Consider the following 26,691-nt stretch of genomic DNA (forward strand, 5'->3'; position numbering starts at 1 on the left):
TACCTACTCAGCTTTCTTCAAAAATTTATTTCTTTTGAGGTAAGATGTTTTCAACTTCTGCGTGTGGACGAGGAATTACGTAAGAAGTAACCACTTCACCAACTTGTTCTGCAGCTTGGACACCAGCATCAACAGAAGCTTTTACGGCACCAACATCACCACGAACCATAACAGTTACTAATCCACTACCAATTTTTTCTTGGCCAACCATTTCAACGTTAGCTGCTTTAACCATTGAATCTGCAGCTTCGATTGATGCAACTAAACCTTTGGTTTCAATCATTCCTAGAGCGTTATTCATAATAAATTCCTCCATTACTTCTTCTTTTTATTGTCTTTATTTTTTGGACTATTCTTCTTTGGTGCCTGTTTCTTGGTACTTGGTGCTTTCTTAGTAGGGGTTGGCTTTTTAACCTCTGCTTTTGGAGCTTCAGGTTCTACCTTTGGCTCACTTGGCTTTACTTCTACTGACTTAGTTTCTTCATTTTGATCATAAACTGGTCGGTAGAAATCTGGTTGAAATGGTGCTTTGTCGTTGAAAGCATCCGTCTTGCCAAGTTCTGGAATTCCCTCTGCAGGGTTGGCAAGAACTACCGCTCCCTGAATTTGAACACCAGTATCTTGGGCAGAATCGACAGCTGCTTGAACAGCGGCAACGTCACCAGCAACTGATACAGTTACCAGACCGCCACCCTTTGTGTTCTCAACGTTTCGCACTTCAACATCCGCCGTCTTTAGCATTCGGTCACAGACAACAACCGCACTGGAAAGCCCAACCACTTCGACATATCCTATTGATTGCATTTATTTCACCTGATTCTTAAAGTTTGAACGGTACTCCCTTTACAAGCCTAGCGGCATTGGCACCGACTATCCGGTTCTGCTCAACATCACCTAGCGGAACATTGAACAGCGGGTCATCCGGTTTGAGGTTCTTATAGTGAACAACAACATTGTGGTCATCAAACGAGATTCCAACTGATAATCGCGAACCAACTGCAGCATCGTACGCTCGCTCAACAGGAGTACTTTTATCGACGTTAATGAAATCAAAGGGAATTTGTTCCTCTTCAATTCCTAATGTCAACGTCTTGATTGCATCTGGTACTTCAGTAACTCCGGTGGGCATTGCAATCAAAATACTTGGTCTGTCTGAATTACTAACTACCATAACGATCACGACTTTCATTTGCGTAGGATAAAATCAACCCAGTAGCAACAGCATTTCGTGGTCCCTCAATTGCTCGAATATTACCCCGACCAGCAACTAAGTTAAAGTGAGATAATTCATCGGTAACTAGCTGAGGAATCTCAAAGTCTAGAGCTGATCCACCAACAATAACTACAAACGGAATATCACGAATGTTGCCAGTCGGACTTACGTGTTTCAAGGCTCTAACTGCGTTAGTCACAAAGACCCGTTTCTTGGCAGTTTGCCGAACGATTTTAACCTTTTCAATACTCAAGTTTCCTGGAATCGGTTCGTAACCATCCTCCGTAATTACCACAACTCTCGCAAATAATTCAGATGGTAATGGTTTTTCAAAGAACTGAACTGATCCATCCTCATGTCTAAGTTGAAAGAGGTTTTCTACCTTTGCTAATGGATACTTTTTAATATCCTCTGCCAGGTAAGGGTCATCGATGCCTAACTCAGAGTTGATGATCATCGTGACCATATCACCGGCTCCTGCCAAATGAATCGCAACCTTTTCATCCTTTTGATTGATGATTGAAGCGTCGGTAGAACCAGCTCCCAAATCTAGAATTGCCATCGGTTTGTTGGTTCCTGGCGTTGTTAACGCACCAAGAATTGCTGCTTCAGCTTCGGCTCCACCAATTTCAACGGGAACGTGCAATTCAGATTGAATAAGATCTGAAATAGCTTGCATCTGGAGATGATCTGATTTAACCATTGCAGCAATTCCAACGGCTTGTTCCATCGAGAACTCACCGGCTAGTCCACCGCGTACCTTAACTGGAACTGATGTATTTACAGCAAGTAAATCCTGAATCGCAATTTCACTATTATGCTTACTTGTTAAGTCAGCCATTGTTTGACGAACTTTTTCTAGCATTCCACCAACGTTGGTTCCCGATTCACCAGTGATATCTGAAATTGAATTAAACTCGTTGATTTTCTTCATAATGGATTCAGCCCCCTGGGCAACATTAACGTCACCTTTCTTGCCATCACCATTAATCATAATTTTTCCTGCTGGAATTACTCTTGCTTTGACATCCCCAGCCGGCGTCTTGATAACAACCGCTGACCGGTTTCCAATAAGTGCTCTGGCTACTGGAACGATGTTCTTGGTTTCATCTGATGAAAGACCAAACAACGTAGCAATGCCGTATGGATTAGAAAGTTGAGAGATTACCTGACCACTACCCGCAACTTCAACCGCGGCTAACATATTCATTGGAATCATATCGATTCCGGATACTTCGTCAACGATTGGAATTTTGTGTTGCAATCGATTGTCAATTAAGACAGCATCGTCACTTTGTAAAATAGCTGCGGTGATTTTGTACCCTGCCGTAACATAAGCATCAATCAATTTAGCAGCATCCGCAAAGTCAACGTCCTTAGGGACAACCACGATATATTGTCTTGACCTATCAGTTTCTTTCAACAAATCCAATAACTTTACGGTGTAACCAGAACCGGTGCCAATCCCTCCAGGGGTTCCAGGGTTATGACCAATCATGGTCGACTCCGTAATCACCGTTTCGGTAATTGTCTCCATTGCAACATCACCAATAACCGGCGTAGCTTCGTTGATTCTAATGACATCAACGTCATTCAACGAGGTGTTGGTCGATTCCAATACGTTGTTGATCGACTTCTTTACCCCAATCAGGTTCTGTTTGGTACCCTTGATTCCCGTTGTTTCAGAAATTCCGGAACCTAAGAAATTGACTTCACCAGATTCTGATACGTCAGCAAGAGCAACTTCCGTCGAGGAATTTCCAATATCTACACCAATTACTCGCTTCATATCTAAAACTCCTGACTAGATTAGTTATCGCCTTTAAGCTTCTTATTCTTCTCGTAGAAGTCAGCGGCTTCTTCAAACCAACCGGCACATACTGGAGCGTTGTACTTATTCTTCAATTCAGAAGAAATATCTAGCAACTCCTGTTTGCTTGAACGGTATGGTCGAAGGGAATTGTACATTTCCAACAATCTGTCATCTGGAATCTTAGTTAATTCAGCAGCCCGCTGGAAATTCTTTTGAATAGCTGGTCTTCCAGCATTCTTAGCAATTTCGCCTTGCATTCTCAAGGTATCTGGGGTGATTCTCATATCCTTAGAATCAACTTTACCGCTAGCAATATTTTTAACTGTGATGTCATCCAATGGCTTTCCAGTTGGTGACTTGATTTTCTCTGGATGTTTTTGATACAGAGGATAATCGTTGCGTCCTAATTCGGCTCCGTTTGAGCTGGTTGGCGTTGATAGATTACTGCCAGAACCATTGGAAGAATCATCGTCTTTGATCTGGGTTAAAATTTTTGAAACTAATTCATCTACTTCACTCATTACAATGGTCCTCCATTAATCAAAATTTACTTCAATTTCTTCAGCTGGCTTACCAACAACCACTTGCTTGGTTTCTTGAATATGCATCAATGCAGAAAGTGCTTGATACTGAACCCGAGACATTTGATCGTTGACAGTTGGAACAGGGGTTGGAGACATTCCCTTTGCATACTGAGCTGCATTTTTACCAATTGCCCGGTAAGTATCCAGTGTTAGAACTGGAGCTTGTGGGAATAACTCAAGGTTGTTTAGGGGTTCCTGATCCTTTTGATGGATAATCGTGGTTCCCTTTGATTGAATACCAACCGTGATCCCTGAACCTGACAAACTATCACCTTCAACGGCACAGAATGACACATCAGATGTCCGGTAAACCTTAACTACTCGTGCTTTAAGCCCTTCTTCTTCGATGCCGGCAATTACTTGTCTTAACACATCTTTATGAGGGGTTTTAATCATCGTTCTTGTAATTTCTTCTGCAAACGCTGGAGCAACTGCGATAACAACTTCATCCTTTGAAAATCCAGGTTTCGCAATACCTACATGCTTGAACCAGTCAACCTTGTTAGCTGTTGGACGGGTTTGAGTTGCTACGGCAGCGTTTGAACTGCTTTGAGCTGCACTTGTCTTAGGATCATCCTTGAACGAAATGGGGGTTTCAACAGTACCTACCTCGCTAATTACGTCCTTGATAATGCTTCTTAACAGCGCTTCATCAATTTCCTTAGCCATTTGTATCCCTCCTTTTAACTAACTAAAAGTCCGTCTTCTTAGGATCGAGTGCCCATGGGACATCCTGAATCTTGTTCCATGTTTCTTCATCTTCCCAAACTCGGTAACCAGTACCTGGGCCTTTGTAATCGTTGGTATCGTTAATAGCAGAGATACAATTCCAGTTACCATCAAAAATAGCTGAAGTTTGCAGATAATCACCACAAACCTTTTGCTGAGCCAGATGGGTAACTGCATCGGCAACATCGTCAAAGCCATGTTCATCAAGAGCCTTAATAATATCGACAACGGTAATTCCACGAGCCATCAGGTCTTGAGCGGCTTTCATGTCTTGAACCATGTCACGTTTTGGCATGTCATCTGAATTACTTGCGTAAGTTGCAGCTTCGACTTCTTCATCAGTAATTGGTGGTAATCCTAAGCTTTCGAATACGGCTTGAATTGCTTTAGCAGCCTTGTTCCTAATCATAATGGCCTCATCTTCTTCGATTGGGTAAATGCCACCATTAACAGCAAGGTCACGCTCCATAGTTACGTAGTCGTCGTAATCCAACACATCCATATTTGAACCCGCAAATGTATTGTCTTTGTTTTCCTCAGCCGCGTATCCTGATGAAATGTAATCAGTTCCAGCAATGAATTGGCCGAGTAATCTTTCAGTTCTTCTAATATCTGAGTGAGAAAATGCTTGGTCATTACCAGAAGCACATTCGATGTCGAGCATCATGCAAAGCAAGTTCTCGCCTAACACTTCGCGAATTCCGCCAGCAACGGCTCCTGGGATCCCGATACAACTAACACCACCGTTTTGTAGACCTTGAACACCAGATGCCTTGGTGATGAAAATACAACGGGCTTCAAGGTAAAGCATTGATTTTCCTTCGGTGTAACCCATCATAACTTCTGATCCGGCACCGGAAGTAAATCTCATCTTCAAACCACGAGATGCATAACATGATGCTAAGAATCCCTTTGACCAAGGGGTATCATCACCATCAGTAAACACGCGGTCAGTTCCGTAAACGGAAATGGTTTCGGCATAAGCGGTAAATCCTCTCATCCCTAAACTAAGTTCATCCGCCTCTTCAACTGAACACTGGGTAATAACTCCAGGCCGGCCGGTTTGTGAACCAACCATGATTGAAATGGCGTTCATTGGTGCGTAACGCGCAACCGCAGTGGTGGTTTCTTGTTCTGGGAACCCTCTTCTTGCAGCTTCAGCCGCATCAGCAGCTAATTCCACTGGGTTATCCAATGTATTAGTAATATGACATTGGGTAGCTGGAGTTCTTCTTGGTCTCATCTTTTGAGTAGCCATAATCATTTCAGCAAAGTTCAACTTACTGATAACTTCCTCAGCCTTAGCTGGGGTCATTGCAGTTGTCAGTTGAACGATTTCTGAACGGGGAACGTTTGGATCACAAAGCATATTGGCTAGCTTTAATGAATCCATATTCATAACCTTTTCAGCGTTTTCAAGATTGATTCCGTATTTAGCAATGTATTGGTCAATCAAGTCAAACTCGTCCTGAGTCTTACCATCCAATTCAGTAACCACACCATTTTCAATCTTGATACTTGGCTTTGGGTCATTCTTTCCCATCATGGCGACTAACCCTTCGTCATCCCAACGTTTAACAAATCCATCTAGATGAACTGGGCGCTTTTCTAGTTTTTCAAATCTTTTTTGACGTTTCAAATTAAATCCTCCTCCCTCAAATTATTTAATGTATGATGGAAAATCGTTAACTGGTTTTTCACCTAATTCAGCCAACAGCTTCAAGCCGACTTCTCGACCTGCAATAACTGCTTGGCGAACGGCACCAGAATCACCATAAATGTGAACCATTCCTTCGTTAGAAAAGCTGGTTCCATGGGCTGGTGAACCAAACGAAATCACATGAACTCCAGCAGTTTTGACAGCTGTATCGGCCATTACGACCCCTATTCCTGCGGGGGCACCGCAAATTAATCCGTAAGCTTTGCCGACAGGAGCGTCGAACGCATAGTTACATGCACCCGCTGCTCTAGCTGTAAATTGAAGTTCCAAGTGACCAGCAGCCGAATTGTAAACATCACCAAAAGTTCTGCTTAAGTTATCAAGAGCGACATTGATTGCTTGGCGAACATCTGAAGGGTCGAATCCACCGATCAAGATCAATGATCCATGACCAGCTCCACCATTAGTATCCCGAGGCAATTCAATATCAATAACTTCGGTGTTTGTTTGCTTAACTGCTTCATCCATCGCCATAATATGAGGGCCGGCTCCTGAACGAGCACTTAAAATTCCTAATACTGAAAACTTCTTGGTAACGTGCAATTTGTCCAAGAGCATTGGATCAACGCTCGGAATGCACATTCCAATCGTGTCACCAATTTCTCTGGTACCGACCAACTCAGGAACTGAGCTAGTGGTATTCAAAAAATTATTCATTCCATGGCCTCCTGACAAATCAGACTGCTTATTGTTGCTCAAAGAAATTCCACGCTTTAGTAGTTCTTTAGCTACATTCTGAACAACTTCATCTTCATTTAGTCTTGTCATATTTAGTTACCATTACTGTCTGACAATTTATTTCTTGTCGGCAGCTGACTTGTTAGTTGGCAATAGCTTTTCAACATCGGTATGTGGGCGTGGAATTACGTAGTTTGAAACAACTTCCCCAATGTTTTCAGCAGCTGTGACACCGGCATCTACAGAGGCCTTAACAGCACCAACATCTCCGCGAACCATTACAGTAACCAAACCATGGCCAATTTTTTCTTGACCAACGAGATCAACGTTAGCAGCCTTAACCATTGCATCTGCCGCCTCGATTGAAGCAACCAATCCTTGTGTTTCGATTAAACCTAAAGCTTCTTGTTCCATGAGTGAAACCTCCTAATAGTATTTGGCTATCCCTGTCTGAGATAACCGGTGTTTTTAAAAACAAGTAAAGTTTATATTAAACCGCTTACATTATTTTATTCAGGTCAAATATTTATTATCAAAAATGGATAAATCTAAAACACTAAATTACCATTTTCACAAAAAAATACCTTTTTGGAATTAATCATTCCAAAATTGAACATTTTTGAACTTGAAGAAGTAAAATTTGTTCAACAAAAAAACGGATGCACTTTAAAAGTGACACCCGTTTTATTTCTGAATTAACTATAGTTACAAGATTGTCTTAAGCCCAACTGCAATTGCCCCGCCAACTAACGGGCCACACATTGGCACCCATGAGTACCACCACTCACCACTACCACCGTTTGGTACTGGCAGGAGCGTATAAGCTAACCGCGGACCCCAATCACGAGCAGGGTTAATCGCAAATCCAGTTGTGGATCCAAGAGCTGACCCAATCACAACAATCAGCATTCCAACGATAAATGGTTTCAAGCCAACCGTAAAGTTGCCTAAATTAACCAAGATAAATACAAAAGCAAATGTTGCAATAACTTCGGAGATAAAGTTAAAGAGTGAAGACTTAATTGCTGGTCTAGTCGCAAAAATACCAACTGAATTACCACTCTCCTCACCCTTACTTTCCTTGAAGTGAGGTGCAAATTGAATAATAACTAACGCTGCCCCAACGAAGGCACCAAGGAACTGCCCCGCCAAGTATGGTAATACTTCACTCCAAGGAAACATTCCAAACAAAGCAAACGGAATCGTTACCGCCGGATTCAAATGACCATCTGAACCAAGAGCTCCAGCAACATAGACCCCCATCGTTACCGCCATTCCCCAGGAAATACACACGAAGAGCCATCCTTGCCCCTTTGCGTATGCTTTATTCAAACTAATACTGGCACCAGTTCCGGCACCTAGTAATATTAGGATCATCGTTCCGAAAAACTCACCAATAAATCCATCCACAATAAACACCACCTATATATTCATATATTCCATGCACCTGTATTCTAACAAGATTCAAGAGTAATATTTTAGCTCGTTTTTTTCTGAGATGATAAACAAGATAAAAAAATGCCATTTTGTATTTAATTAAGTTTATTAAATATTCATCAGTTTAAAAGAACAAAGATTTATAATTAAGTTAACTACTGAACAATATCCACGCTTGGAGGTGCCCCACTTGAACTCACAATTCATTCTTTCCATTGATATCGGGACTACTAGAACAACCGCCACAATCATTGATCATGACGGTAACAAAGTAATTCACGCTAGCAAGCCCATTTCCCAATTCTCTTTTAAACCAAGCTGGTTTGAACAAGATGCTAACGAAATTTGGGAACAAGTTATGTCGGCAATAACTGGCGTCCTTATAATGGGTAAATTAAAGCCAGAACAAATTGCTGGAATTGGAATCTCAAACCAACGAGAAACCACCGTAATCTGGGACAAAAAGACCGGTACCCCAATTCATAACGCATTGATGTGGGAATCTCGACAAACCGAAGAGTACACGAATCGGATGATTAGTAACGGGTACTCAGAAATGATTCACCGCAAAACGGGATTGAGAATCGACCCATACTTTTCAGCATCTAAAATAATGTGGTTATTAGACCATGTAGACGGTGCTAGGGAAAAGGCTGAAAAGGGAAAATTATTATTCGGGACAATGGATACTTGGCTGATCTGGAAGCTTACTCGGGGCAAGGTACACGTAACTGACTACACCAACGCTAGCCGAACAATGATCTTTAACATCAAGGAGCTCAGTTGGGACGAAGACTTGTTGGATCTCCTTAAAATCCCAGCAAACATACTTCCGGAGGTAAAATCTAACTCTGAAGTTTATGATACGACTGATAAACGGACTTTTTTCAACACTGAGGTCCCAATCTGCGGAATCGCTGGTGATCAGCAAGCTGCCACAATTGGCCAACTAGCAACTGAGCGAGGAGACGTCGTTGGCACATACGGCACTGGCGCTTTCATCATCATGAACACCGGAAACACACTTCAGCTATCAAATAATAACCTCATCACCACCATCTGTTATGGACTTAACGGTGAGGTAAACTACGCTTTAGAAGGTAGTATTTTTGTCGCCGGAGCAGCTTTACAATGGCTTAAAGATGGACTTAAAATGGTAAAATCGGTCGCTGATGCAGACATTTTGGCAACTCAGTCAACCGACAACAACAATATGTACGTGGTTCCAGCGTTTACCGGCCTCAGCGCTCCATACTGGGATCCGAACGCTCAAGCCGCTTCGTTTGGCATGACGAGCAAGACAACTAACGCTGATTTTATCCGAGCAACGATTGACTCAATTGCCTATCAGACCACAGATATTATCAAACTGATGCAAAACGAATCAAACATCTACATCAATGAACTAAGAGTAAACGGTGAAGTAACTAAGAGCAAATACTGGCGGGAATTTTTATCTAATATTCTAGATGTCCAACTTCTGCAATCAAGTGCTGAAGATGCAGATGCCCGGGGAGTTGCATTCCTTGCTGGCCTTGCGGTAGGGTACTGGGATAGTTTTGCAGAAATCAAGCAACTGGTTAAGCCAGGAACCTCAACTTATCCATCAATGTCACCTGATAATCGGGAATTTTTATATGAGGGTTGGAAAAATGCGGTTCGGGCAACCCAGGAATTTAAACATATAAAAAAATAGCTACCAAGAATGTAATTATTTTGTTCACTTCCTTACAAATCAAAGGCTTTTAGAGCTAGTTTTGAATAATTTATACTGTCATTAGCAATATTTTGCGTTGCTATGAAATTCCAAACTCGTTATAATCAAATTTGAAAGGGCTTTCTTAACTCTTTCCAATAAGGGGGTAAAGAATGTGCAAAACATTGCCGTAAACATGCCAACACAAGAGGAATATTCAAATTTAGGATCATATTTACAATCCTTTTCAGAAATCACTCAAATTACAGCACACTTTTATAGCCTGACGGGGGTTTTAGTTTGTGATGAGATGGTCTATTCCGACGAACGGGATATCCAAAAGCATCTCGACGTAAACCAAGCTAAAAAGTACACCCTATTTCCAATCTGTATTAACGGTAAATTGTGGGGATTTACCGTGTGCAGTTCCAACACAGTTCCAGAAGATAGAATTAGGATGTCAAAACAGTATTTGGAAAATATTTTTTCACAGGTTTTTGAAAACAATCCGGAAAGCATGCTAACTATGGTGCTAGAACCACTTGATAACAATCAGTTCAATCAAATGAATTATCTTAGTATCCTACTTAAAATGAACCCGAACTTTGAAGATAATTCTGTCGTTCAGCAAGGAGAATCACAAACGTCTACATTTGATAGTAGCGAATCCTATAAGAGCCTATCGAATGCCGTTGACTACATTCTTCGCAACGTCACCCAGCCCATTTCACTTAACGAAGTTGCCGACCAGGTTTTCCTTTCGTCATCATACCTAAGCCGCCTGTTCAAACAACAGCTTCATATTACATTTATCGACTACGTGAACCGGCTAAAGATTGCGAAAGCTAAAGAATTATTAGCTTTGACTAACAAGCCAGTTAATATCATTTCCAACCTAGTTGGCTTTTCTCAAACTAGCTACTTTACCAAAACATTCAAGAAGTTGGCTAACACCACCCCTTCCGCTTATAGAAAGCAAACAATCTCGGCAAAGCGAATCTTCACGATTCCCCACACCGTTGACTGGACGCCACAATGTACCGTTTTCAGTGTTTCAAAACGATTTTTCAAGCAAGAGGGAATCGATTTCTTCTATCAATCAGTTAATGATCACATCTACATCAACAGCATTGATAATTTGATTGATTCAAACAGAAACTGCGGTTGGACATTCACCGTTGATGGTGAGCAACCTAACGTTCCAGCCGACAAAATGATGGTAAGTGATGCATCTGAAATCCAGTGGGTATACACAAATTTTAATAGTTAATGTGGGGTTAGTGCATAACCTCATAAATACCAGAGCTTCAGTGATAATTTCACTTTGTTGAAATTCTCCATTGAAGCTCCTTTTTATTAGAAAATAATTAATGATAATCTCATATAAGTGTATACTTAACTTAAACCTTTCGGGAGGAATCAACCCAATGAAACTCAATCAATTTGCGTACATACCAACGCCTCACGGTAAAATTGTAGCTGAACTCAAATCAATTCACTTTATTACGGATCAAGATATATCCGACTTAAGTACCAAGCAACTCTTACATAACCTACTCGACCGATTCTTCGTTGAGGCCAAGACACCAACAACTAAGCGAGCCAAACTTGCGAAACTCCTAGCTACACCAACTATGAACGCTCTGGACTACCTAAATGAGCCAGGCCCATTATCTAGGCCGGCATTCAACAACATTTCCTTGCAACTACTTGGATTTACTGAAGGGCTCAACTTCTCCGCCACCGATCCGGAGACCACCATTACCAATTCCGGCCTGCCCGAATTTCTCCCCCAAGTTGAACCCGATGTTAACCAGTTGATTGATGCATGGTATCGTCTCTTGAACACCCGGACCACGTTTGGTGAAGTGCTAATCGACTATCTTGCTAGCAAGGGATATTATCACCAGTTCGATGACTTGAAAATTCCAACTATTTTCAACGGTAAGACTCAGGCGATTGCGGATACTACCAAACTAATTTGGGAAGTTGTATACGTTGAAGCTCCTCTTGATAGCGACAATGATGGCAAACGAGATTTACTAAAGGTCAACATCATTCGTCCTTCAGAAACCGAGACCGGCACAAAGGTTCCAACCGTTTTCACTGCCGACCCATACGGTGAAGGAATGAACGTCGATTGGTCGCTTAAAATGGCTCACGATAATAAGCGTCCCCTCAAACGGAAACAACCAAACCAGTTAACCTACGAAGATGTTAAAGCAGACGACACACCTAAATCAGTACCAAGCCCCCGTGAAGTTCACGGTTATTCATCAGAGGCTGAAGAATCGTTTCAAAAGGAATGGATGTACACCCTCAACGAATTTCTACTAGCCCGTGGGTACGCAGTTGTATATTCATCCGGCGTCGGCACTAAAGACTCCGACGGGTTTAGAACTACTGGAACTGATGCTGAAACAATCAGCGCTACTTCGGTCATTGAATGGCTCCACGGTGACCGAACCGCGTTTACCAATAAAACAGAGCAGATTGAGATCAAAGCTTGGTGGTCTAACGGCAACGTCGGCATGACTGGTCGTTCGTATCTGGGCACCCTGCAGAATGCTAGTGCTTTAACCGGCGTTGACGGACTCAAAGCTTGCGTCGTTGAAGCTGGCCTATCAAACTACTACGATTACTACCGGGAAAACGGCTTGATGATGGCTCCTGACGGTGACGATGCGGACTCGCTCGCCGAGTGGACTTTCAGCCGCCAACAGGAAGCTGGTGATTACCTAACCGTCAAAGATCATTGGCAACAACATTTAGCCCAAATGAAAATCGACCAGGCTCACGACTCTGGTAGTTACTCCCGATTTTGGGACGAACGCAACTTGCTGCGGAAAAATCACGCTAAGGCGGATATGCTATTGGTTCACGGTTTAAATGACTGGAACGTCCGTCCCGGCCAAGTTTGGAAAATGCGCGAAGCTCTTAAAACACGTCCTGGTACCCAAAAACTAATTTTGCATCAAGGACAACATGAATATTTGAATAATTTCCGATCGTTCGATTTTTCAGATATCGTTAATCTGTGGTTCACCAACAAACTTTTCGGCTTTGAAAACCACGTTAATGAATGGCTACCTGAGGTGATAGTGCAGGATAATGCCAAACCCGAAACCTGGTATCCCACTAGTGACTGGGGTGGTGATGAAGCTAAACCAAAGACGTTGAATCTTGAATCGGACTTTACTAATTCGGGAAATCAGTCATCGTTTTCGGATAAATTGGCCGAAGATACTTTTAATCTTTACGATAAGGAAATTGAAAAGTGGCGGACTGATTTATACAGTATTACGGGAAGCCCAATGGACGGTCACTGCCTTCGATTGCTCACTAACCCACTTGAAAACGACTTGACCATCGACGGCCTCCCTCAAATCACCTTAACCGCCAAGAGCAATCAGAACATTGGCATGCTGAGTGTTGCCCTTGTCGATTACGGTACCGACAAACGCTTGGTCGAAGTACCATCAGTGCTAGATTCCCAAACCATCTTTCTCGGCTATCATTGGCAAAAAGATGATCTCAAGGAGTTCACCCTTCAAAAGAAAACTACTGATTTCAAACGCTTTAGTGAGGCTCACATCAACATGCAACATCGCGAGAATAGCTATAAGGTTGATGAATTGGAACCAAATCATGATTATAAATTAACCTTCGACCTTCAGCCAACGTTCTGGCGAATCAAGAAAGGCCACCAACTCGGCGTCGTTATCTATGCAACTGATTTTTACTGCACAATTAAGGGAAATCAGGGGATTGAGTATGAGGTGAACTTGGCGGAATCGGAGTTGAGGTTTAGAAAATTTGATAACTAAATAAAGGACGAGGCTGGGATACAACTAGGTAAATCGAAAAAAAGTAACGATAAAATTTCATTTTCTTGAAATTTATCGTTACTTTTTTGCTTTCATCCAAATCCTTACTACACGCAGTAACCATCAGGACTGAGATCCATTATTCATGGCTCTCAGTTACTGTTGGGTTTGCAGTAAACATCAAGAGTGAATCCCGCTTTTCGCAGAATTCACTAATTGTTGTTCTTGCGGGGGCACTAAGACGAAATCAAAGATTCCTGTAGTGCTCTCTGCGGGGGTGGTACAACGAAAGCATCTTTGTATGCTTTCTGTACCACCGCCTTTACGTCAATGCCCTTAATCTGATATTCTTAAACTCGCACGCTTGTAAAATACATAACAAATCGGAGTTTACCCATGGATAACAGTGACAACGGCATCAAGGGAGCAATCAACGGCTTTCTAGCAATTCTTTCTGGAATTGTTCTCATCCTACTTTATTTCATTGCCAAACTAATCATTGCAGCGATTATCTTTGCCATCATTGCCGGCATCTGGGCATTGATCAAATACCAACTGCATACTAATCGTCCCATCAACAAATACAACTACCGCGATTTTGAGTTTGATAAAGTCGCCAACGAACTAAGCTACGCCGACCGTCTAGATTCAACTTCGTTCACCTACTACGTTGCCAAAATCTTTATTGATTTGGGATACCAAAACGTTACGGTAACGCCTTCGACCGACGGTAATAATCTCATTGTTGAGGGTCAACAGTTTACCGCCTACTGCATTCACAATAAGAATGAACAGGTGGAGTTGGACTGGCAACCAACCGCGGGCAAGCTACTGGCCACTCAAAATAAGCAAAAATACGTGATAACAAACGGCACTTTTGAAGCCGGTTTTGGCACAAATTATCGCTTTAAAATGATAGACCGCACCGGTTTAACCCAATTACTAAGTAAGGTGACAGCAGATTGAAGTTAAAGAAATATCTCATTCCACTAATAATGATGGGAACGTTTTTGATTCCCTTAACCACCCACGCCAAGTACCATCTCCCCACAAAACCGGTCATTCAAGACGAGATGGGCATCCTTTCCAAAAGCCAGTTACGGCAAATCGCTGCGGATAACGCCAAACTAGCCAAGCTAAAGGATCCCCAACAGATCTGGGTTTTCACTTCGAACAAAAAATTCCCTAGCATTCAGGAAAACTACGAGGAGGACGACCTAACTAAACGTAATCCTGAGAGGGTATCATCCTCAGTTAGTGGCATCTACGACACCATCATTCAGACGTACTACAATTGGCGCGACGTTGACAATGTTTCCAAAGCCGACTTTGCCTACTTTCAAAATTACTATCCAAGTAACCCTAACGAAACCAAGTATCGGGAATTATCCTACTATGAGTTTGATGAACTAGTATCAAGTCACATCAATATCCTCATCGTTTCTCCTAAGCAAAAGTACCCAGTTGCGTTTGCAATGTCTAACGGAACTGCTGGTCGCATGGGTGAAGTTCGGAGCAAAATTATGTCTTACCTGGTCAATCCAACCGAATTATCTGGGAAAAATGTTACGACTGTCGCCCATGACTATTCCCGGTTTATGCTCAAACATGGTAATGAACCACGTGATGCACCAGGTCTTTCCTGGGACCAAGTTACGATTCGAGGATTCTTCATTCTGGTTATTCTGATTTGGATTGTCCACCACTTTTACCGAAAGCATCATCCTAAAAATCCTCGTGGGGGCGGCTATTACGATGGCGGTTACGACGGGGGCTATGCGGACGGTTACTATGTTGGTCTGCAAGAAGATAACGATGGGTTTGGTTACAAGGATGGTTCATATGTTGGTTCGTCTAATCCTGACGATGGTGACGATGATTCTTACTAGTTTTTCAGCCATAAGCCTAAAGGTATGCTAAATATTTAAGTACATACATAACGTTCGGGGGGAACGCAATGAACCGACTACGTAAATTAATAACAAGGACGATTTTGGCTCTTGCCTTTCTGATATTAATTCCACAGCAAGTTTCAGCAAATCAATTTCATCCGCAACCGGTCATCGATGACGAAATGGGTATCTTATCTGATGCCCAAAAACAGCAAATCATGGATGATAATGCCAAACTAGCTAAACTAAAGCACCCGCAGCAGATTTGGGTGGTGACGTCGAATGAGAAGTTTAAGGGATATGACAACTCGAACGACCCCGTCTACTATCCTAAGAATCGGCAAACAACATTTTCATATCGAGCTTACAATGCTACACAATCAGTGATTGCTAATCATGTCGGGTACAACAAGAATACTGCAAACGACGCTACTATGTCAGACTTTGATCTGCTTAGCTATAAAATAAATATTATCTTCGTTTCTCCTAAACAAAAGCCTGCCGTTGCAGTTTCCATGTCAGAAAATTGCAGTACTGTGATGGGTGACCTACGAGACATTATCATGACGACACTGGTGGATAATGATGATATCAGTGGTAGTAACGTTACTAAAGTTGCTAACCAATACACGAGATTTATGAGTAAGCATTTAAACTCGGCCGTTCTCGACGGTGGTGGCCCCGATTCAAATGATATATTTCTGTGGTCTGTAATAATTTTGATTATCATCATTTGGCTCATCTACGGCAATTATCAGAGTAACCATCCCCATCGTGGTGGTGGCGGTGGCTACTCAAGTAGTGAGTACGATGTTGGATTTGATGATGGTTGGTTTATGAGAAAACAGAACGATGATAACGCTAAGTGGTAAGGAAAAAGCATCCGAAAAAATTTCGGATGCTTTTTGACTAATTCTAATGCTTATAATAATAACCCGATACCTTAAAATGCTTCGTTGGGTGGCCAATCATAATTGATTCAGCCGCAATCGCTTTTCTACCATGATGTTTAACAACCTTAACTTCCCAACCGTAGAAAGTGCCTTCTTTAACCCCAATTTCGTAAAGGCCTTTGTTGTTCAGCTTCTTAACGAACATATTTTTTCCAATTCCGTCTTGATCGATTCCAATTAGTTTATTCTTCTTACTGAAGTCAACATATCTAAACTTGTGCTTTGATAAACTGAAACCATAAGCATATTTGCTGTCTTGACGATGAATCCAATTACCTCTCAATTGCTTAGGCATGTAGTTTAAAGTAGTAGCCTTTGCCGATGCTTTGGCAGAACTAGCAACCCCAATTGTTCCTAACGCTGCCAATGCAAGTCCAGTGTGTAATAGTGCTTTATGTAATGTCATGATGAGCCTCCAAATAGAATATGATTAAATGATACCACTTATGATTTAACATAATTACCTTTTTACAATTATTCACTTAACAAAAAAACTCCCGCCGGCCACACGCCAGTAGGAGATTAGTTGATTAGTAGAGAACTTTTTGCGTCTTTATCAGGAGCGACCTGAGAAAGGCGATATGAACTGCGGAAATTCCGCAGTTATTCTTTTATTCAAATGTTACGTGGTATAGCCGTGCCATCTTTGGCTTATCAAAGACAACATTCAGCTGGCTATCTTTAAACTCAAACCTACTATTGTTATCCGCTTGAGGATAAACCTGTTCAAGTTTAGCAACTTTACCATATTTCTCAAGTGAAATTGTATGCTTAGAGCTTTCTTCATCACCGCGCCAAACTGCTAAGTAAACATCTTTTTGATGCTTCAAACCATAGCTATACCAGCCATCATCCAGTTGGCTCAGCCCTTCTGGCCAAATTGGCAAACTTTCAGGAATGATATTTCGATAAGACTTATAAGCCTTGATTCCTTCAGCAACCAATTCCAGTCGGTGACCTTTAACCTTGTTAAGATAGCCACTCTGGTGAATTCTTAGTAGCATTGCGTTGATCATATTGAAGATTACTTCCTCATCATCACCATCTTGAAGTGGATATGACCAAATTGCACATTGCTCTGGGGTTACAACTGATGCACCAACAGCAGCAATGTTTCCATTCCGTACATAATCAGTTTGATCAGTCATTGATTGAATACTGTGGCGTTGGAGCATTGCGTAGTCATGACGCATTCCACCACTACCACAATTTTCAATTACCAATTCAGGGTAACGTTTGAAAACATCGTCTAACCACTTCAAGTAGGCACGGTTATGGTTCAACAGACCATCACCAAAACTATCAGCGTTCAATTCAGTCCCAATTCCAGTCGTAATGTTGTAATCCATCTTAATATAGCCAACGCCATATTGCTTAACTAATCGGTCCACAACTTCATCAGCAAACTTTCTTACTTCAGGATTAGTGAAATCAAGGTGATAACGATCACAATCAATTACTCGTTTGCCGTGACGAGTAAAGAACCAGTCATCTGGTAACTTATCAGCAAGTGGTGACTTGATACCAACAACTTCGATTTCAAGCCAAAGTCCAGGGGTCATCCCCTTATCACGAATGTACTGAATCAACTTTTCAATTCCATCTGGGAAGCGTTCCTTAGAAGGTTGCCACTCACCAACACTATCCCACCAGTATCCGGGAGCGTACCAACCACAATCAATAACAAAGTATTCACAGCCAACCTTATGAGCTGCGTCAATCAGTGGAATCTCCTTATCGGTTGTTGGATCTCCAGCCAGACCGTTCATATAATCATTGAAGATGACTGGCAACTTGTCATTATCCTCATTTTGACGTCTAATCAAACGACGATACTTTGTCATTTCACCTAATGCATCTTCAAAGTCACCAACTAGTTGTCCGAAAGCTACTTGAACAGTGGTAAATGACTCCCCTGGCTTAAGATTCTTCCACCAGTTATTATCATATTCTTCAGGGCCAGAAAGTCGGATTGCCAATAGATTTCCGCGACCAATATCAGTCAGTTCATAGTGCCAAGCACCATTATTTTCAATTTGCCATACGGCGGTCTGATTGGTCTTAGTGTTATGCAAAATACCATTTGGTGAATATTCAGAACATGACCATGATGAATTATTGGTAACACTGATCCGTTTGGTTGATGCTTGATTCTTCTCACCATCAGCCCAGTAATCAAGGCCAGCGTCCTTTAAGGTCATCGTTTTCCACTGAGCCTCTGCTGTCCAATCGTTATTAGGGATAGAAACTTCATTATCTTCAGAATAGTTGCCTTCAATGTCTTTAAATTGATTAATCCCACTTAGGGCAAACGAAGATACGTATTCAATCCCCAAATCCTGGTTACCAATATTTTCAACACGAACCCAACTTCTAATAACCGTGGATTCATTAAACAGTTGGTAGTAATTTGTAGTCTTTAGGCTATTCTCTTCATCAACCTGCTCAATTGTCACTAATTTGCCTAGTTCATTATCAGTAACTTCATAGTCTTCGAACTTCATATCACGACCGGGATTTGAATCTACAAAGCTGACTCCCTTATGATGGAAATTACGACCCGTAACCTGAACTTCAGTAATCTGAAAATGCTTTTTCAACTCTTCATCGGCATCACTTAGGTCATTTGAATTAAGCTTTGTTAGAATAATTCTATTATCAATCACTTCAAATCCTAGTTCAGCTGAATCAGTTTGAACATTGATTGATGTTTTCTGATCATCAAGTACTTTCATCTATTAAAATTCCTCCGTGTCATTCATGATTTTCATTGGTTCATTATATAAATAATTGTAAGCGATTCCACAAGGTGGTTAAATATCATTTTTAGCATTAATAGTGCCTTTTTGTAACTATTAAATATAGAATTGGTGGTCTTTTCTCACTATGATACTGAACTTTCTTTGTAAAGCAAAGGGTCAAGAAACTGGAGAAGGTTTCTTGACCCTTTTGATTAAGTTAATTAGTTTAGGAGAATATTTAATTGGTTCAGCAAAAAAGATTGCTCTATGTTACCCTTGAATACTAAAAATTGATACCTTAATCTCAACTACCTATTAATTGAAATTAATTTTGAATTTCCGGTTACAAAGTTACCGTTGGTTAATTCAAACCGCGAAGTGTATTTATTCAATACGATCTTCTTGACATGAAGCTTGGTACCCTTCTTGAGGTGCTTAATTTTGTTAGTTAAGCTAACCTTGTTGTACTCGTTAATACCCTTGGCTGACTTAACATAAATTACTGAATGCTTAGCCCGATAGTTTGCATTTCTTACGTACTTACTATTAGCAGTTACGTACTTACCATTTGTCAATTGATAACGAGCAACGCCATTTTCAGTAACCAGTGCCTTAACTTTCAAGACCTTATTCTTGGCAACCCTAGCAACGCGATTGCTTTTCTTGAATGAAGTTGACTTGTATTCGTAGATTCCTCGTTTAGCGTAAATTGCTTTAGTCATCTTATTAGTAATTTTCTTAGCTGAATTGCTAGATGATGAACTACTTGACGACGAAGCGGACGAGGATGAACTGGTTGAGGACGTTACTGAACTGCTTATCGAACTAGTACTTGATGAGCTTGAACTTGATGAATTATTTGAGTTAGTCGAAGAAGAAGTACTTTGATCTACTGGGGTGAAATTAAAGTAGTCAAGCTGCAAACTTCCTGACTTATATATAGTTGATAACGTATTTTCACCCTTCTTTAGTGACACCGTTCCATACTGAAGAACTTTTCGGTTACCAACCGGTGCAGTTGTGGCCGCAATTCCATTATTTGATTTTTCAAATGATGCATCCTGAAGCTTTTTACCGTTCAGTGTCATTTCTGCAACTGAGGCTTGGCCACCGCCGTATCCAATTTCTAACTTGTATTCCCCAGATTTAGGAGCATAAATCTTGGTAGTGACTCCATCACCAACCTTGTTTATATGGTTAGCATAATAGTCTGCCGATGCATAGCTTCCTTGAGATTTAAAAACTTCTTTACCAACAAATTGGCTATTTTCAGCTTCTACTCTGATTGGATCCTTATCAGTGGCTTGGGTTACCGTCAAGTTAGTTTTTTCGTTCTTAGAATCACTTGGGGTTACTTGCAATTGATAACCTGAAGTGGCATCAATGTCATTAACAGGAACGGAGATTTTCCCATCTTTGACCGGAACAGTTCCCTGTTCAACAACCTTTGGCGAGTCAACTGCAGTATCGACACCATACCAAGGAGTCTTTGAAACGGTTACTTTGGCAGTATTGTTGGTGTACTTATCAGCCTTCAAACCACTAACATTGATTGTCGTATCACCGCTCTTACCACCAAACAGAACATTAGTATTACCATTGTTGTCAGTGTTTGCAACACTTGCTAGGTCAGCACTTGGATTACTATCAGTACTTGTTTTCACCATATTGCCAGTCATATCGCCATACCATTTGTACAACCAGTAACCACCATTTGGTTTCTGCTGATCAGTCAACAAATTATTTAACCGACCATAATTGAACCAATAAGACATGTTAGCGGTGTCCAAGTTTGGAATATTTTCAAATGATTGCATATAGTGAACCATCAATCCAGGAACTCCAAGCTCCTGTCTTTCGCCGTACTCGTTGATATTAAGTTTAATATCTGTCGAAATTCCTAACTCTTTTTCAATTTTTGTTAGTTGTTCCGAGTTACTTTCAACATCCTTACCGGCTTTACCAATGTGCCAGCTAATATAATCTGGCATTACACTGATTTTTTTGCCGTTAACCTTAACGTCAGCGTTTTTACAATGTTCCAAGAAGTTTTTCATCCAAGCGCTGTCCCATTTGTAAGTACTTGGTCCAACTATTTTGGCATCTGGATCAACCTGTTTGATGTGCTGAACTGTCTTATCCCAAAGGTCATAAAAGCTACCCCAACTACCATGGCCATTCCGACCACCTGACTCATTAAATGATTCGTAACTACCATCGGGTTCATTTAAAATCTCGTAGCCATAAATATCATCTTTATACTGAGATTTTTTTGTAGCTTGCATTGTCTTGTCAACCATGCTTAACCAGTCATCCATCCCAGTAAACTTATATGGCCATCCAGAAAGATAATCCGCTAGACGAATCTCAACTTTAGCTCCAACCTTATGGGCAGTTGGCGCCACATCAGAAAAGTAGCCGCCTGGGCCTGCTTGGCCATTTGAAATCTGTTTTCCGCCATCGACCACTTGAGTAAACATTCGTGGATGAAGTGCAGACACTAAGTCAGCGTTTGGAGTTGATGCATCTTTTAACGCAACCAACCCTCCCGATGAAACGTGTTCAGCCGGCCTAATTGTTTGTGTTGAATCAACGTCAATCGTCTGGTCCACTCTATCCGCCATAACCGATTCACCGGATAATCCCAAACCTAACAGGGCTGCTCCTGCCGTTGTAGCAAGATAGTAAAAACTTCTTCTCAAACTCAAAATATCACCTCATAGAATTATGTGCTAGAAAAAAACTGCAGGTAAGTTTTCCAATTATTGAATTTGACTTTAATAATTAGAAGGATCACGTAATCTCTTTTGGTAATGTGCACAGGCATTATATTATTCGTTGGAGAAAGCGGTTTCAATATGTGTTTTTACATATTTGGTGGTAAAAAGTAACAAATAAATGAAAATAGGCATCTTTTTGTAACTGATTATTTACATGACAAGCTAACAATTTTATATTTTGCTTCTCTAAAATTTATCCGTTTGGAATCGATCCTTCTACGTAACATTGTGATTACACCAAGCGTTGTCCAAATTTCAATTAGTAATTATAATTCACCAATTTTACTATTTTCTTTCATTATATAAAGAAAAATCCTCATATTAGTTTTCATCATATTATTCTCTCAATCACCAACTCCAAAGTTAACTACTTAACCTCACTTTCAACACCAATCGCTCAACTACACTATTTGCAAGCAACCAACTAGTAAAATTATTCAGCAAGAACATGCAATTTTACCTCAATGTGAAAAAATGGCACCTAAAGTTACTGCTATGTGTACAAAAAGACACCCATTGTATAAAAAGGGGCATTTAATTGAAAATATTCACCGCTTATAATGTAAGCGTATACAAGAGATAGATGCTACGTAGCGCAATTCTGATGTGAAGTTATCCACATCAAATGTTGAATTGGAGGAAATGCAAAATGCAAAAGTTTAGAACGTTCGCAACTGTCCCACCAAAAGGTTGGAACAGTTGGGACGGTTATGGCGCATCGGTTCGAGAAGATGAAATCAAGCAAAACGCCGACTACATGGCAAAAAATTTAAAACAATATGGTTGGGAGTATCTAACGGTCGATATTCAATGGTACGAACCATCAGCTGATTCATCAACATATCATGATTTTTATCCATTAGTTATGGATGAATATTCACGATTGTTACCAGATCCAGGTCGTTTTCCATCGGCAAAAAACGGAAACGGTTTCAAAGAATTAGGTGACTATCTTCATAACTTAGGGCTAAAGTTTGGAATCCACATTATGAGAGGAATTCCACGCCAGGCCGTTCATGAAAACCGTCCGATTAAGGGAACTGACAAAACTGCTAGAGACATTGCTCTAAATAACATCTGTCCTTGGAACTCAGATATGTACGGGGTTAACGTTGATATGCCAGAAGGTCAGCTTTACTATGACTCACTGATGGAACTTTACGCATCATGGGGAGTTGACTTCATCAAGTGCGACGATATCGCAAATTCCGTCCTCTACAACGGAACTCATAAAAAGGAAGTAGAAGCACTTCGGAAGGCTATTGATAAGACCGGCCGTAGCATGGTTCTTTCACTTTCACCAGGTCCTGCCCCAGTTGAAAATCGTGCATTCTTACAAACCAACGCCAACATGTGGCGGATCACCGATGATTTTTGGGACGAGTGGTCATTACTACTAAATATGTTTGACCGTGCAGAAAAATGGGCTCCAATCTCAAGACCAGGTAACTGGCCAGACTGTGATATGTTGCCATTAGGTCACATTGGTATCCGTTCAGTTGATGGCCCTGGTGGAAACCGCCAAACTAGATTTACTAAAGCTGAACAAAAAACAATGATGTCATTGTGGACGATTATGCGCTCCCCATTAATTATGGGTGGTGAACTTACAGATTTAGATGATTGGACAAAGAGCTTGCTAACAAATAAAGATTTGTTGGAAATGGATGATACTATCACTGATAAATTCCAATCATATCGTGATGAAAACAAGATCGTTTGGCAAGCAGAAAACGATTCAAACCATTACACAGCTATTTTTAACATCTCTGATGGTCAACTTCAACTAAGTGCCGACGAACTCCAAAATCTTAACGTCCCTCTATCTGGAACTGATATTTGGGCAAACAAGTCCGTTTCATTATCAAATAACGACACAATTTCAATCGATTCACATGACGTTTATCTTATCAAAACAGAAAAGAGTGAGAAGTAATGAAAGCTGAAGCTTATAATAATCAATCAGAACCTACTGCTAGCTTCCCAGCTGGATCATCGAAAGGTAAGGTTGGTGTCCTTGAACGCCTAAGTTACGCAAACCTTGATTTTGCTGGTCAGTTAGTCGCAACCGTTGTTAACAGTTACTTAATGTATTTCTTTACTGATGTTGCTATGATTTCAGCATCAGCAACTGGTATTATCCTTTTAATTGCCCGGGTTCTTGATGCCATCAGTGCACCAGCTTGGGGAACAATTATGGATATGACACATTCTAAATACGGAAAGGCCCGTCCTTTCTTCCTTTGGTTAGCTATTCCATACGCAGCAAGTGGTATTCTATTATTCTGGAATCCAGGTTTAAGTGCAAACGCAAAAGTTATCTACTGTGCGGTTGTTTACATGATCTACGGTATTCTTTACTTAGGTATCAACGCCCCCATCACCACTATTCTTTCATTGATTAGTACAAAACCAGGCGAACGGGTCGTCCTCAACTCATGGCGGATGGTTGGTTCTAACCTTGGTGTGTTCCTTGTTAACTCATTAACTCTCCCATTAGTTGCATTTTTCGGTCACGGAAACGATTCAGTTGGTTTTAGAATCTTTATCGTTATCTTTGCTGCATTAAATGTTATTGGTACCTTATTCTCATTTGGACACGTTCGGGAAAGAGTTATCTCAAACAATGACGAACGAGTTACATTGAAACAAAGTGTTCACGCAATGAATAAAAACTGGCCTTGGTTCCTTATCGTTGGTGGTAACCTCTTATTCTGGGTTGCTCAACAAGGTCGTCAACAATCACTTGTTTACTACTTTACTTATAACTTCCACAACAAAGGATTAGTTACATTCTTCAACTCAATTTCAATTATTCAAGTTCTCGGTGTTATCTCAATTCCTTTACTTAACAAGTACTTCTCAAAGAGTCATATCTGGGCTAGTGGACTTGCACTTGCAGTTCTTGGTCAATTCATTATTATGTTCTCCGGAATGAGTGTTGCAGGGGCAACCGCTGGTTGGTTACTTGCTAACATCGGATCAGGTATCGCAGTTTCAATGCCATTTGCAATGCTTGGCTCAGCTGTTGACTATGGTGAATGGAAGAGTGGTGTCAATGCTGCCGGTCTTCTTACTACCATTGGTTCTGCATTCTGTATGTCAATGGGACAAGGTTTAGCCGGTGCCCTTAATGGTGGAATTATGTCATCATTCGGTTACGTGGCTGATCACGCCCAAACTGCTCATGCATTAACTGGTATCTCAATTTCATTCAACTGGGTAACCATCCTTATGTACGGTATTGCTATCATCCCAGCAATCCTATGCCAGAAGTACGAAAACATGGAAGGTCAAATCACTTCAGAATTATCAAAAACTACTCGGGTTTAATATAATTCAATACTTTGAAAAGCAAGCCATTCGCTTGCTTTTCGTTGTCTATCCAAACTAAAGGAGAAATTAAAATGAGTAATGATAAAAAGAAACATGTCGTTAATTTTTGGGTAATGATTATTATTATTATCTTGGTTGACGCCCTCTTTATAGGTTTTAACTCGATAAAAAAATCACATAACAGTTCTGCTCCACAAATCACAACCACAAAAACCATTTCTAATCCAACTCTCAAAAGTCTAAGCTAACTTTTTGTTGTTATCACTCTAAGTATATGAAAGAATGGTAGTGCATAGTTTCACTAAGGAGGAACTCACTTTGAAATTCACGTGCCTTGATATAAGCGAACCAGTTCTTCATATTTCATCTGGAAGGTTTACTGCGGGTGAACACTGGCAGCATAAGCACATGTACCATGACGGTAACTTTGAAATAATTGTTATGGTTCACGGGACAGCATACCTCCAAGTAGATAACTCATACTTCGAACTACATGAGGGCGAATGCTTTGCTTTACCACCATTTCACCATCTCAAGGGTTACAAAGAGTCCCCTGCTAATACCCAGTATTACTGGTTTCACTTTTTTACAAAGCCCGATGGCATTTCAATCCAAGAGGTGCCAAATACAAAAACAGGAATCGAGCAGCTCTTCTCTAAGAACCAAGCAGCATTACCAATTAAGTACAAAATCAATGCAATTGATAAGGTGATCATTCTCGCAAACCAAGTATTAGATGTGGCAAAAAACAATTACTTTACCTCACTTTCAGTTGATTTCTTGTTATCAGCATTACTAATTCAACTTTCTGAAGATTACTATAAATCAATCGTGGACGCACCAATTTCGGAAGTTGAGGCCCGTATTGACGGAATCAAGGAGTGGATAAGGGCAAACCTAAGTGAGAAATTGAGAGTAAATGACGTCGCTGAGGAATTTGAACTTAACCCCCATTATTTGGTTAGATTATTCAAAAACTACACTAATATGACAGTTATTCAATACATCAATTCACTTAAACTTGATTCGGCAAAAGAACTACTTCTTAGAACAAACCTGCCGATTAAGCAAATAGCTAGCATGTCTTTTTATCCAGATGAAAAACGGTTCATGAAGAACTTTAAGTCTCAACTAAACCTTACTCCATCTGAATATCGGCGTGCTTACAGTAAGAAATTCCTAGATAGCAGTATCTTCGACCCGGAAGTTCCAATTACCAAAGAAGGTGTCGATTACGATGACCGATTTAAAGATGATGAAACGAAAAAAGGTAGCTAATTGGCTACCTTTTT

Annotated in this window: 23 protein-coding genes; 10 read left to right on the plus strand and 13 right to left on the minus strand. The window is 40.8% G+C overall.

All coding sequences use genetic code 11. The features are described from left to right. Positions 1 to 25 precede the first annotated feature (25 nt). From QOW94_RS02130 to QOW94_RS02175, 10 genes are all read right to left on the minus strand, one after another. The gene (locus QOW94_RS02130) at positions 26 to 301 is read right to left on the minus strand and encodes a BMC domain-containing protein (protein WP_283678457.1); all 276 of its coding nucleotides are present in this window, start codon (positions 299 to 301) and stop codon (positions 26 to 28) included. A 14-nt stretch (positions 302 to 315) separates the two neighbouring features. After that, positions 316 to 804: a BMC domain-containing protein gene (locus tag QOW94_RS02135; RefSeq protein ID WP_283678459.1), complete on the minus strand. Its 489-nt coding sequence runs from the start codon at positions 802 to 804 to the stop codon at positions 316 to 318. A 16-nt stretch (positions 805 to 820) separates the two neighbouring features. After that, positions 821 to 1,171, minus strand: a complete 351-nt coding sequence (locus QOW94_RS02140; protein WP_283678461.1) for a glycerol dehydratase reactivase beta/small subunit family protein — start codon at positions 1,169 to 1,171, stop codon at positions 821 to 823. Then, on the minus strand, positions 1,161 to 3,002 hold the full coding sequence (locus QOW94_RS02145) for a diol dehydratase reactivase subunit alpha (protein ID WP_283678462.1): 1,842 nt from the start codon (positions 3,000 to 3,002) through the stop codon (positions 1,161 to 1,163). The genes QOW94_RS02140 and QOW94_RS02145 overlap by 11 nt, the downstream gene beginning before the upstream one ends. A 20-nt stretch (positions 3,003 to 3,022) precedes the next feature. Continuing rightward, positions 3,023 to 3,547, minus strand: a complete 525-nt coding sequence (locus QOW94_RS02150) for a diol dehydratase small subunit (protein ID WP_283678463.1) — start codon at positions 3,545 to 3,547, stop codon at positions 3,023 to 3,025. Positions 3,548 to 3,562: 15 nt separating this feature from the next. Beyond that, a complete protein-coding gene (locus tag QOW94_RS02155) occupies positions 3,563 to 4,279 on the minus strand; it encodes a propanediol/glycerol family dehydratase medium subunit (RefSeq protein WP_283678464.1) in 717 nt (238 codons plus the stop codon). Positions 4,280 to 4,301: 22 nt separating this feature from the next. Further along, positions 4,302 to 5,978 carry a propanediol/glycerol family dehydratase large subunit gene (locus tag QOW94_RS02160; protein ID WP_283678465.1) on the minus strand — a complete coding sequence of 559 codons (1,677 nt, stop codon included), beginning with the start codon at positions 5,976 to 5,978 and terminating at the stop codon, positions 4,302 to 4,304. Positions 5,979 to 5,999: 21 nt separating this feature from the next. Next, positions 6,000 to 6,827 (minus strand): propanediol utilization microcompartment protein PduB, encoded by an 828-nt coding sequence (gene pduB / locus QOW94_RS02165; RefSeq protein ID WP_283678467.1) that lies wholly within the window; start codon positions 6,825 to 6,827, stop codon positions 6,000 to 6,002. A 27-nt stretch (positions 6,828 to 6,854) separates the two neighbouring features. Then, complete coding sequence (locus QOW94_RS02170; protein ID WP_283678469.1) at positions 6,855 to 7,151, minus strand: BMC domain-containing protein; 297 nt, start codon at positions 7,149 to 7,151, stop codon at positions 6,855 to 6,857. A 291-nt stretch (positions 7,152 to 7,442) separates the two neighbouring features. After that, complete coding sequence (locus tag QOW94_RS02175; RefSeq protein ID WP_283678471.1) at positions 7,443 to 8,147, minus strand: MIP/aquaporin family protein; 705 nt, start codon at positions 8,145 to 8,147, stop codon at positions 7,443 to 7,445. A gap of 217 nt (positions 8,148 to 8,364) precedes the next feature. On the opposite strand from QOW94_RS02175, the gene glpK reads away from it, so the two are divergent. The 6 genes from glpK to QOW94_RS02205 all read left to right on the plus strand — a co-directional run bounded on the left by glpK (position 8,365) and on the right by QOW94_RS02205 (position 16,461). Then, a complete protein-coding gene (gene glpK / locus QOW94_RS02180; RefSeq protein WP_283678474.1) occupies positions 8,365 to 9,870 on the plus strand; it encodes a glycerol kinase GlpK in 1,506 nt (501 codons plus the stop codon). A gap of 175 nt (positions 9,871 to 10,045) precedes the next feature. Beyond that, complete coding sequence (locus QOW94_RS02185; protein WP_283678477.1) at positions 10,046 to 11,140, plus strand: helix-turn-helix domain-containing protein; 1,095 nt, start codon at positions 10,046 to 10,048, stop codon at positions 11,138 to 11,140. A gap of 157 nt (positions 11,141 to 11,297) precedes the next feature. Then, positions 11,298 to 13,697: a Xaa-Pro dipeptidyl-peptidase gene (locus QOW94_RS02190; RefSeq protein WP_283678479.1), complete on the plus strand. Its 2,400-nt coding sequence runs from the start codon at positions 11,298 to 11,300 to the stop codon at positions 13,695 to 13,697. A 396-nt stretch (positions 13,698 to 14,093) separates the two neighbouring features. Continuing rightward, the gene (locus QOW94_RS02195) at positions 14,094 to 14,663 is read left to right on the plus strand and encodes a hypothetical protein (protein WP_283678480.1); all 570 of its coding nucleotides are present in this window, start codon (positions 14,094 to 14,096) and stop codon (positions 14,661 to 14,663) included. Beyond that, positions 14,660 to 15,586, plus strand: coding sequence for a hypothetical protein (locus QOW94_RS02200; protein ID WP_283678482.1), 927 nt, complete (start codon positions 14,660 to 14,662; stop codon positions 15,584 to 15,586). The genes QOW94_RS02195 and QOW94_RS02200 overlap by 4 nt, the downstream gene beginning before the upstream one ends. Positions 15,587 to 15,654: 68 nt before the next feature. Further along, positions 15,655 to 16,461 carry a hypothetical protein gene (locus QOW94_RS02205; RefSeq protein ID WP_283678484.1) on the plus strand — a complete coding sequence of 269 codons (807 nt, stop codon included), beginning with the start codon at positions 15,655 to 15,657 and terminating at the stop codon, positions 16,459 to 16,461. 43 nt (positions 16,462 to 16,504) lie between these two features. On the opposite strand, the gene QOW94_RS02210 is transcribed toward QOW94_RS02205, so the two are convergent. The 3 genes from QOW94_RS02210 to QOW94_RS02220 form a co-directional block, all read right to left on the minus strand. After that, the gene (locus tag QOW94_RS02210; protein WP_283678485.1) at positions 16,505 to 16,948 is read right to left on the minus strand and encodes a hypothetical protein; all 444 of its coding nucleotides are present in this window, start codon (positions 16,946 to 16,948) and stop codon (positions 16,505 to 16,507) included. A 205-nt stretch (positions 16,949 to 17,153) separates the two neighbouring features. Then, positions 17,154 to 19,277: an alpha-galactosidase gene (locus QOW94_RS02215; RefSeq protein ID WP_283678487.1), complete on the minus strand. Its 2,124-nt coding sequence runs from the start codon at positions 19,275 to 19,277 to the stop codon at positions 17,154 to 17,156. Between the two features lie 314 nt (positions 19,278 to 19,591). Continuing rightward, positions 19,592 to 21,991, minus strand: a complete 2,400-nt coding sequence (locus tag QOW94_RS02220) for a DUF5776 domain-containing protein (protein ID WP_283678489.1) — start codon at positions 21,989 to 21,991, stop codon at positions 19,592 to 19,594. A 721-nt stretch (positions 21,992 to 22,712) separates the two neighbouring features. Here QOW94_RS02220 and QOW94_RS02225 point away from each other — a divergent pair. The 4 genes from QOW94_RS02225 (at position 22,713) to QOW94_RS02240 (ending at position 26,677) form a co-directional block, all read left to right on the plus strand. Next, positions 22,713 to 23,999 carry a glycoside hydrolase family 27 protein gene (locus QOW94_RS02225; protein WP_283678490.1) on the plus strand — a complete coding sequence of 429 codons (1,287 nt, stop codon included), beginning with the start codon at positions 22,713 to 22,715 and terminating at the stop codon, positions 23,997 to 23,999. Then, the gene (locus QOW94_RS02230) at positions 23,999 to 25,396 is read left to right on the plus strand and encodes an MFS transporter (protein ID WP_283678491.1); all 1,398 of its coding nucleotides are present in this window, start codon (positions 23,999 to 24,001) and stop codon (positions 25,394 to 25,396) included. The genes QOW94_RS02225 and QOW94_RS02230 overlap by 1 nt, the downstream gene beginning before the upstream one ends. Before the next feature lie 74 nt (positions 25,397 to 25,470). Then, complete coding sequence (locus QOW94_RS02235; RefSeq protein ID WP_283678492.1) at positions 25,471 to 25,647, plus strand: hypothetical protein; 177 nt, start codon at positions 25,471 to 25,473, stop codon at positions 25,645 to 25,647. A gap of 70 nt (positions 25,648 to 25,717) precedes the next feature. Continuing rightward, entirely contained in the window at positions 25,718 to 26,677 is a 960-nt protein-coding gene (locus tag QOW94_RS02240; RefSeq protein WP_283678494.1) for an AraC family transcriptional regulator, read from the plus strand. Positions 26,678 to 26,691 lie beyond the last annotated feature (14 nt).

Origin of the sequence: Lentilactobacillus sp. Marseille-Q4993, assembly GCF_951230165.1 — a bacterium.
GTDB lineage: Bacteria > Bacillota > Bacilli > Lactobacillales > Lactobacillaceae > Lentilactobacillus.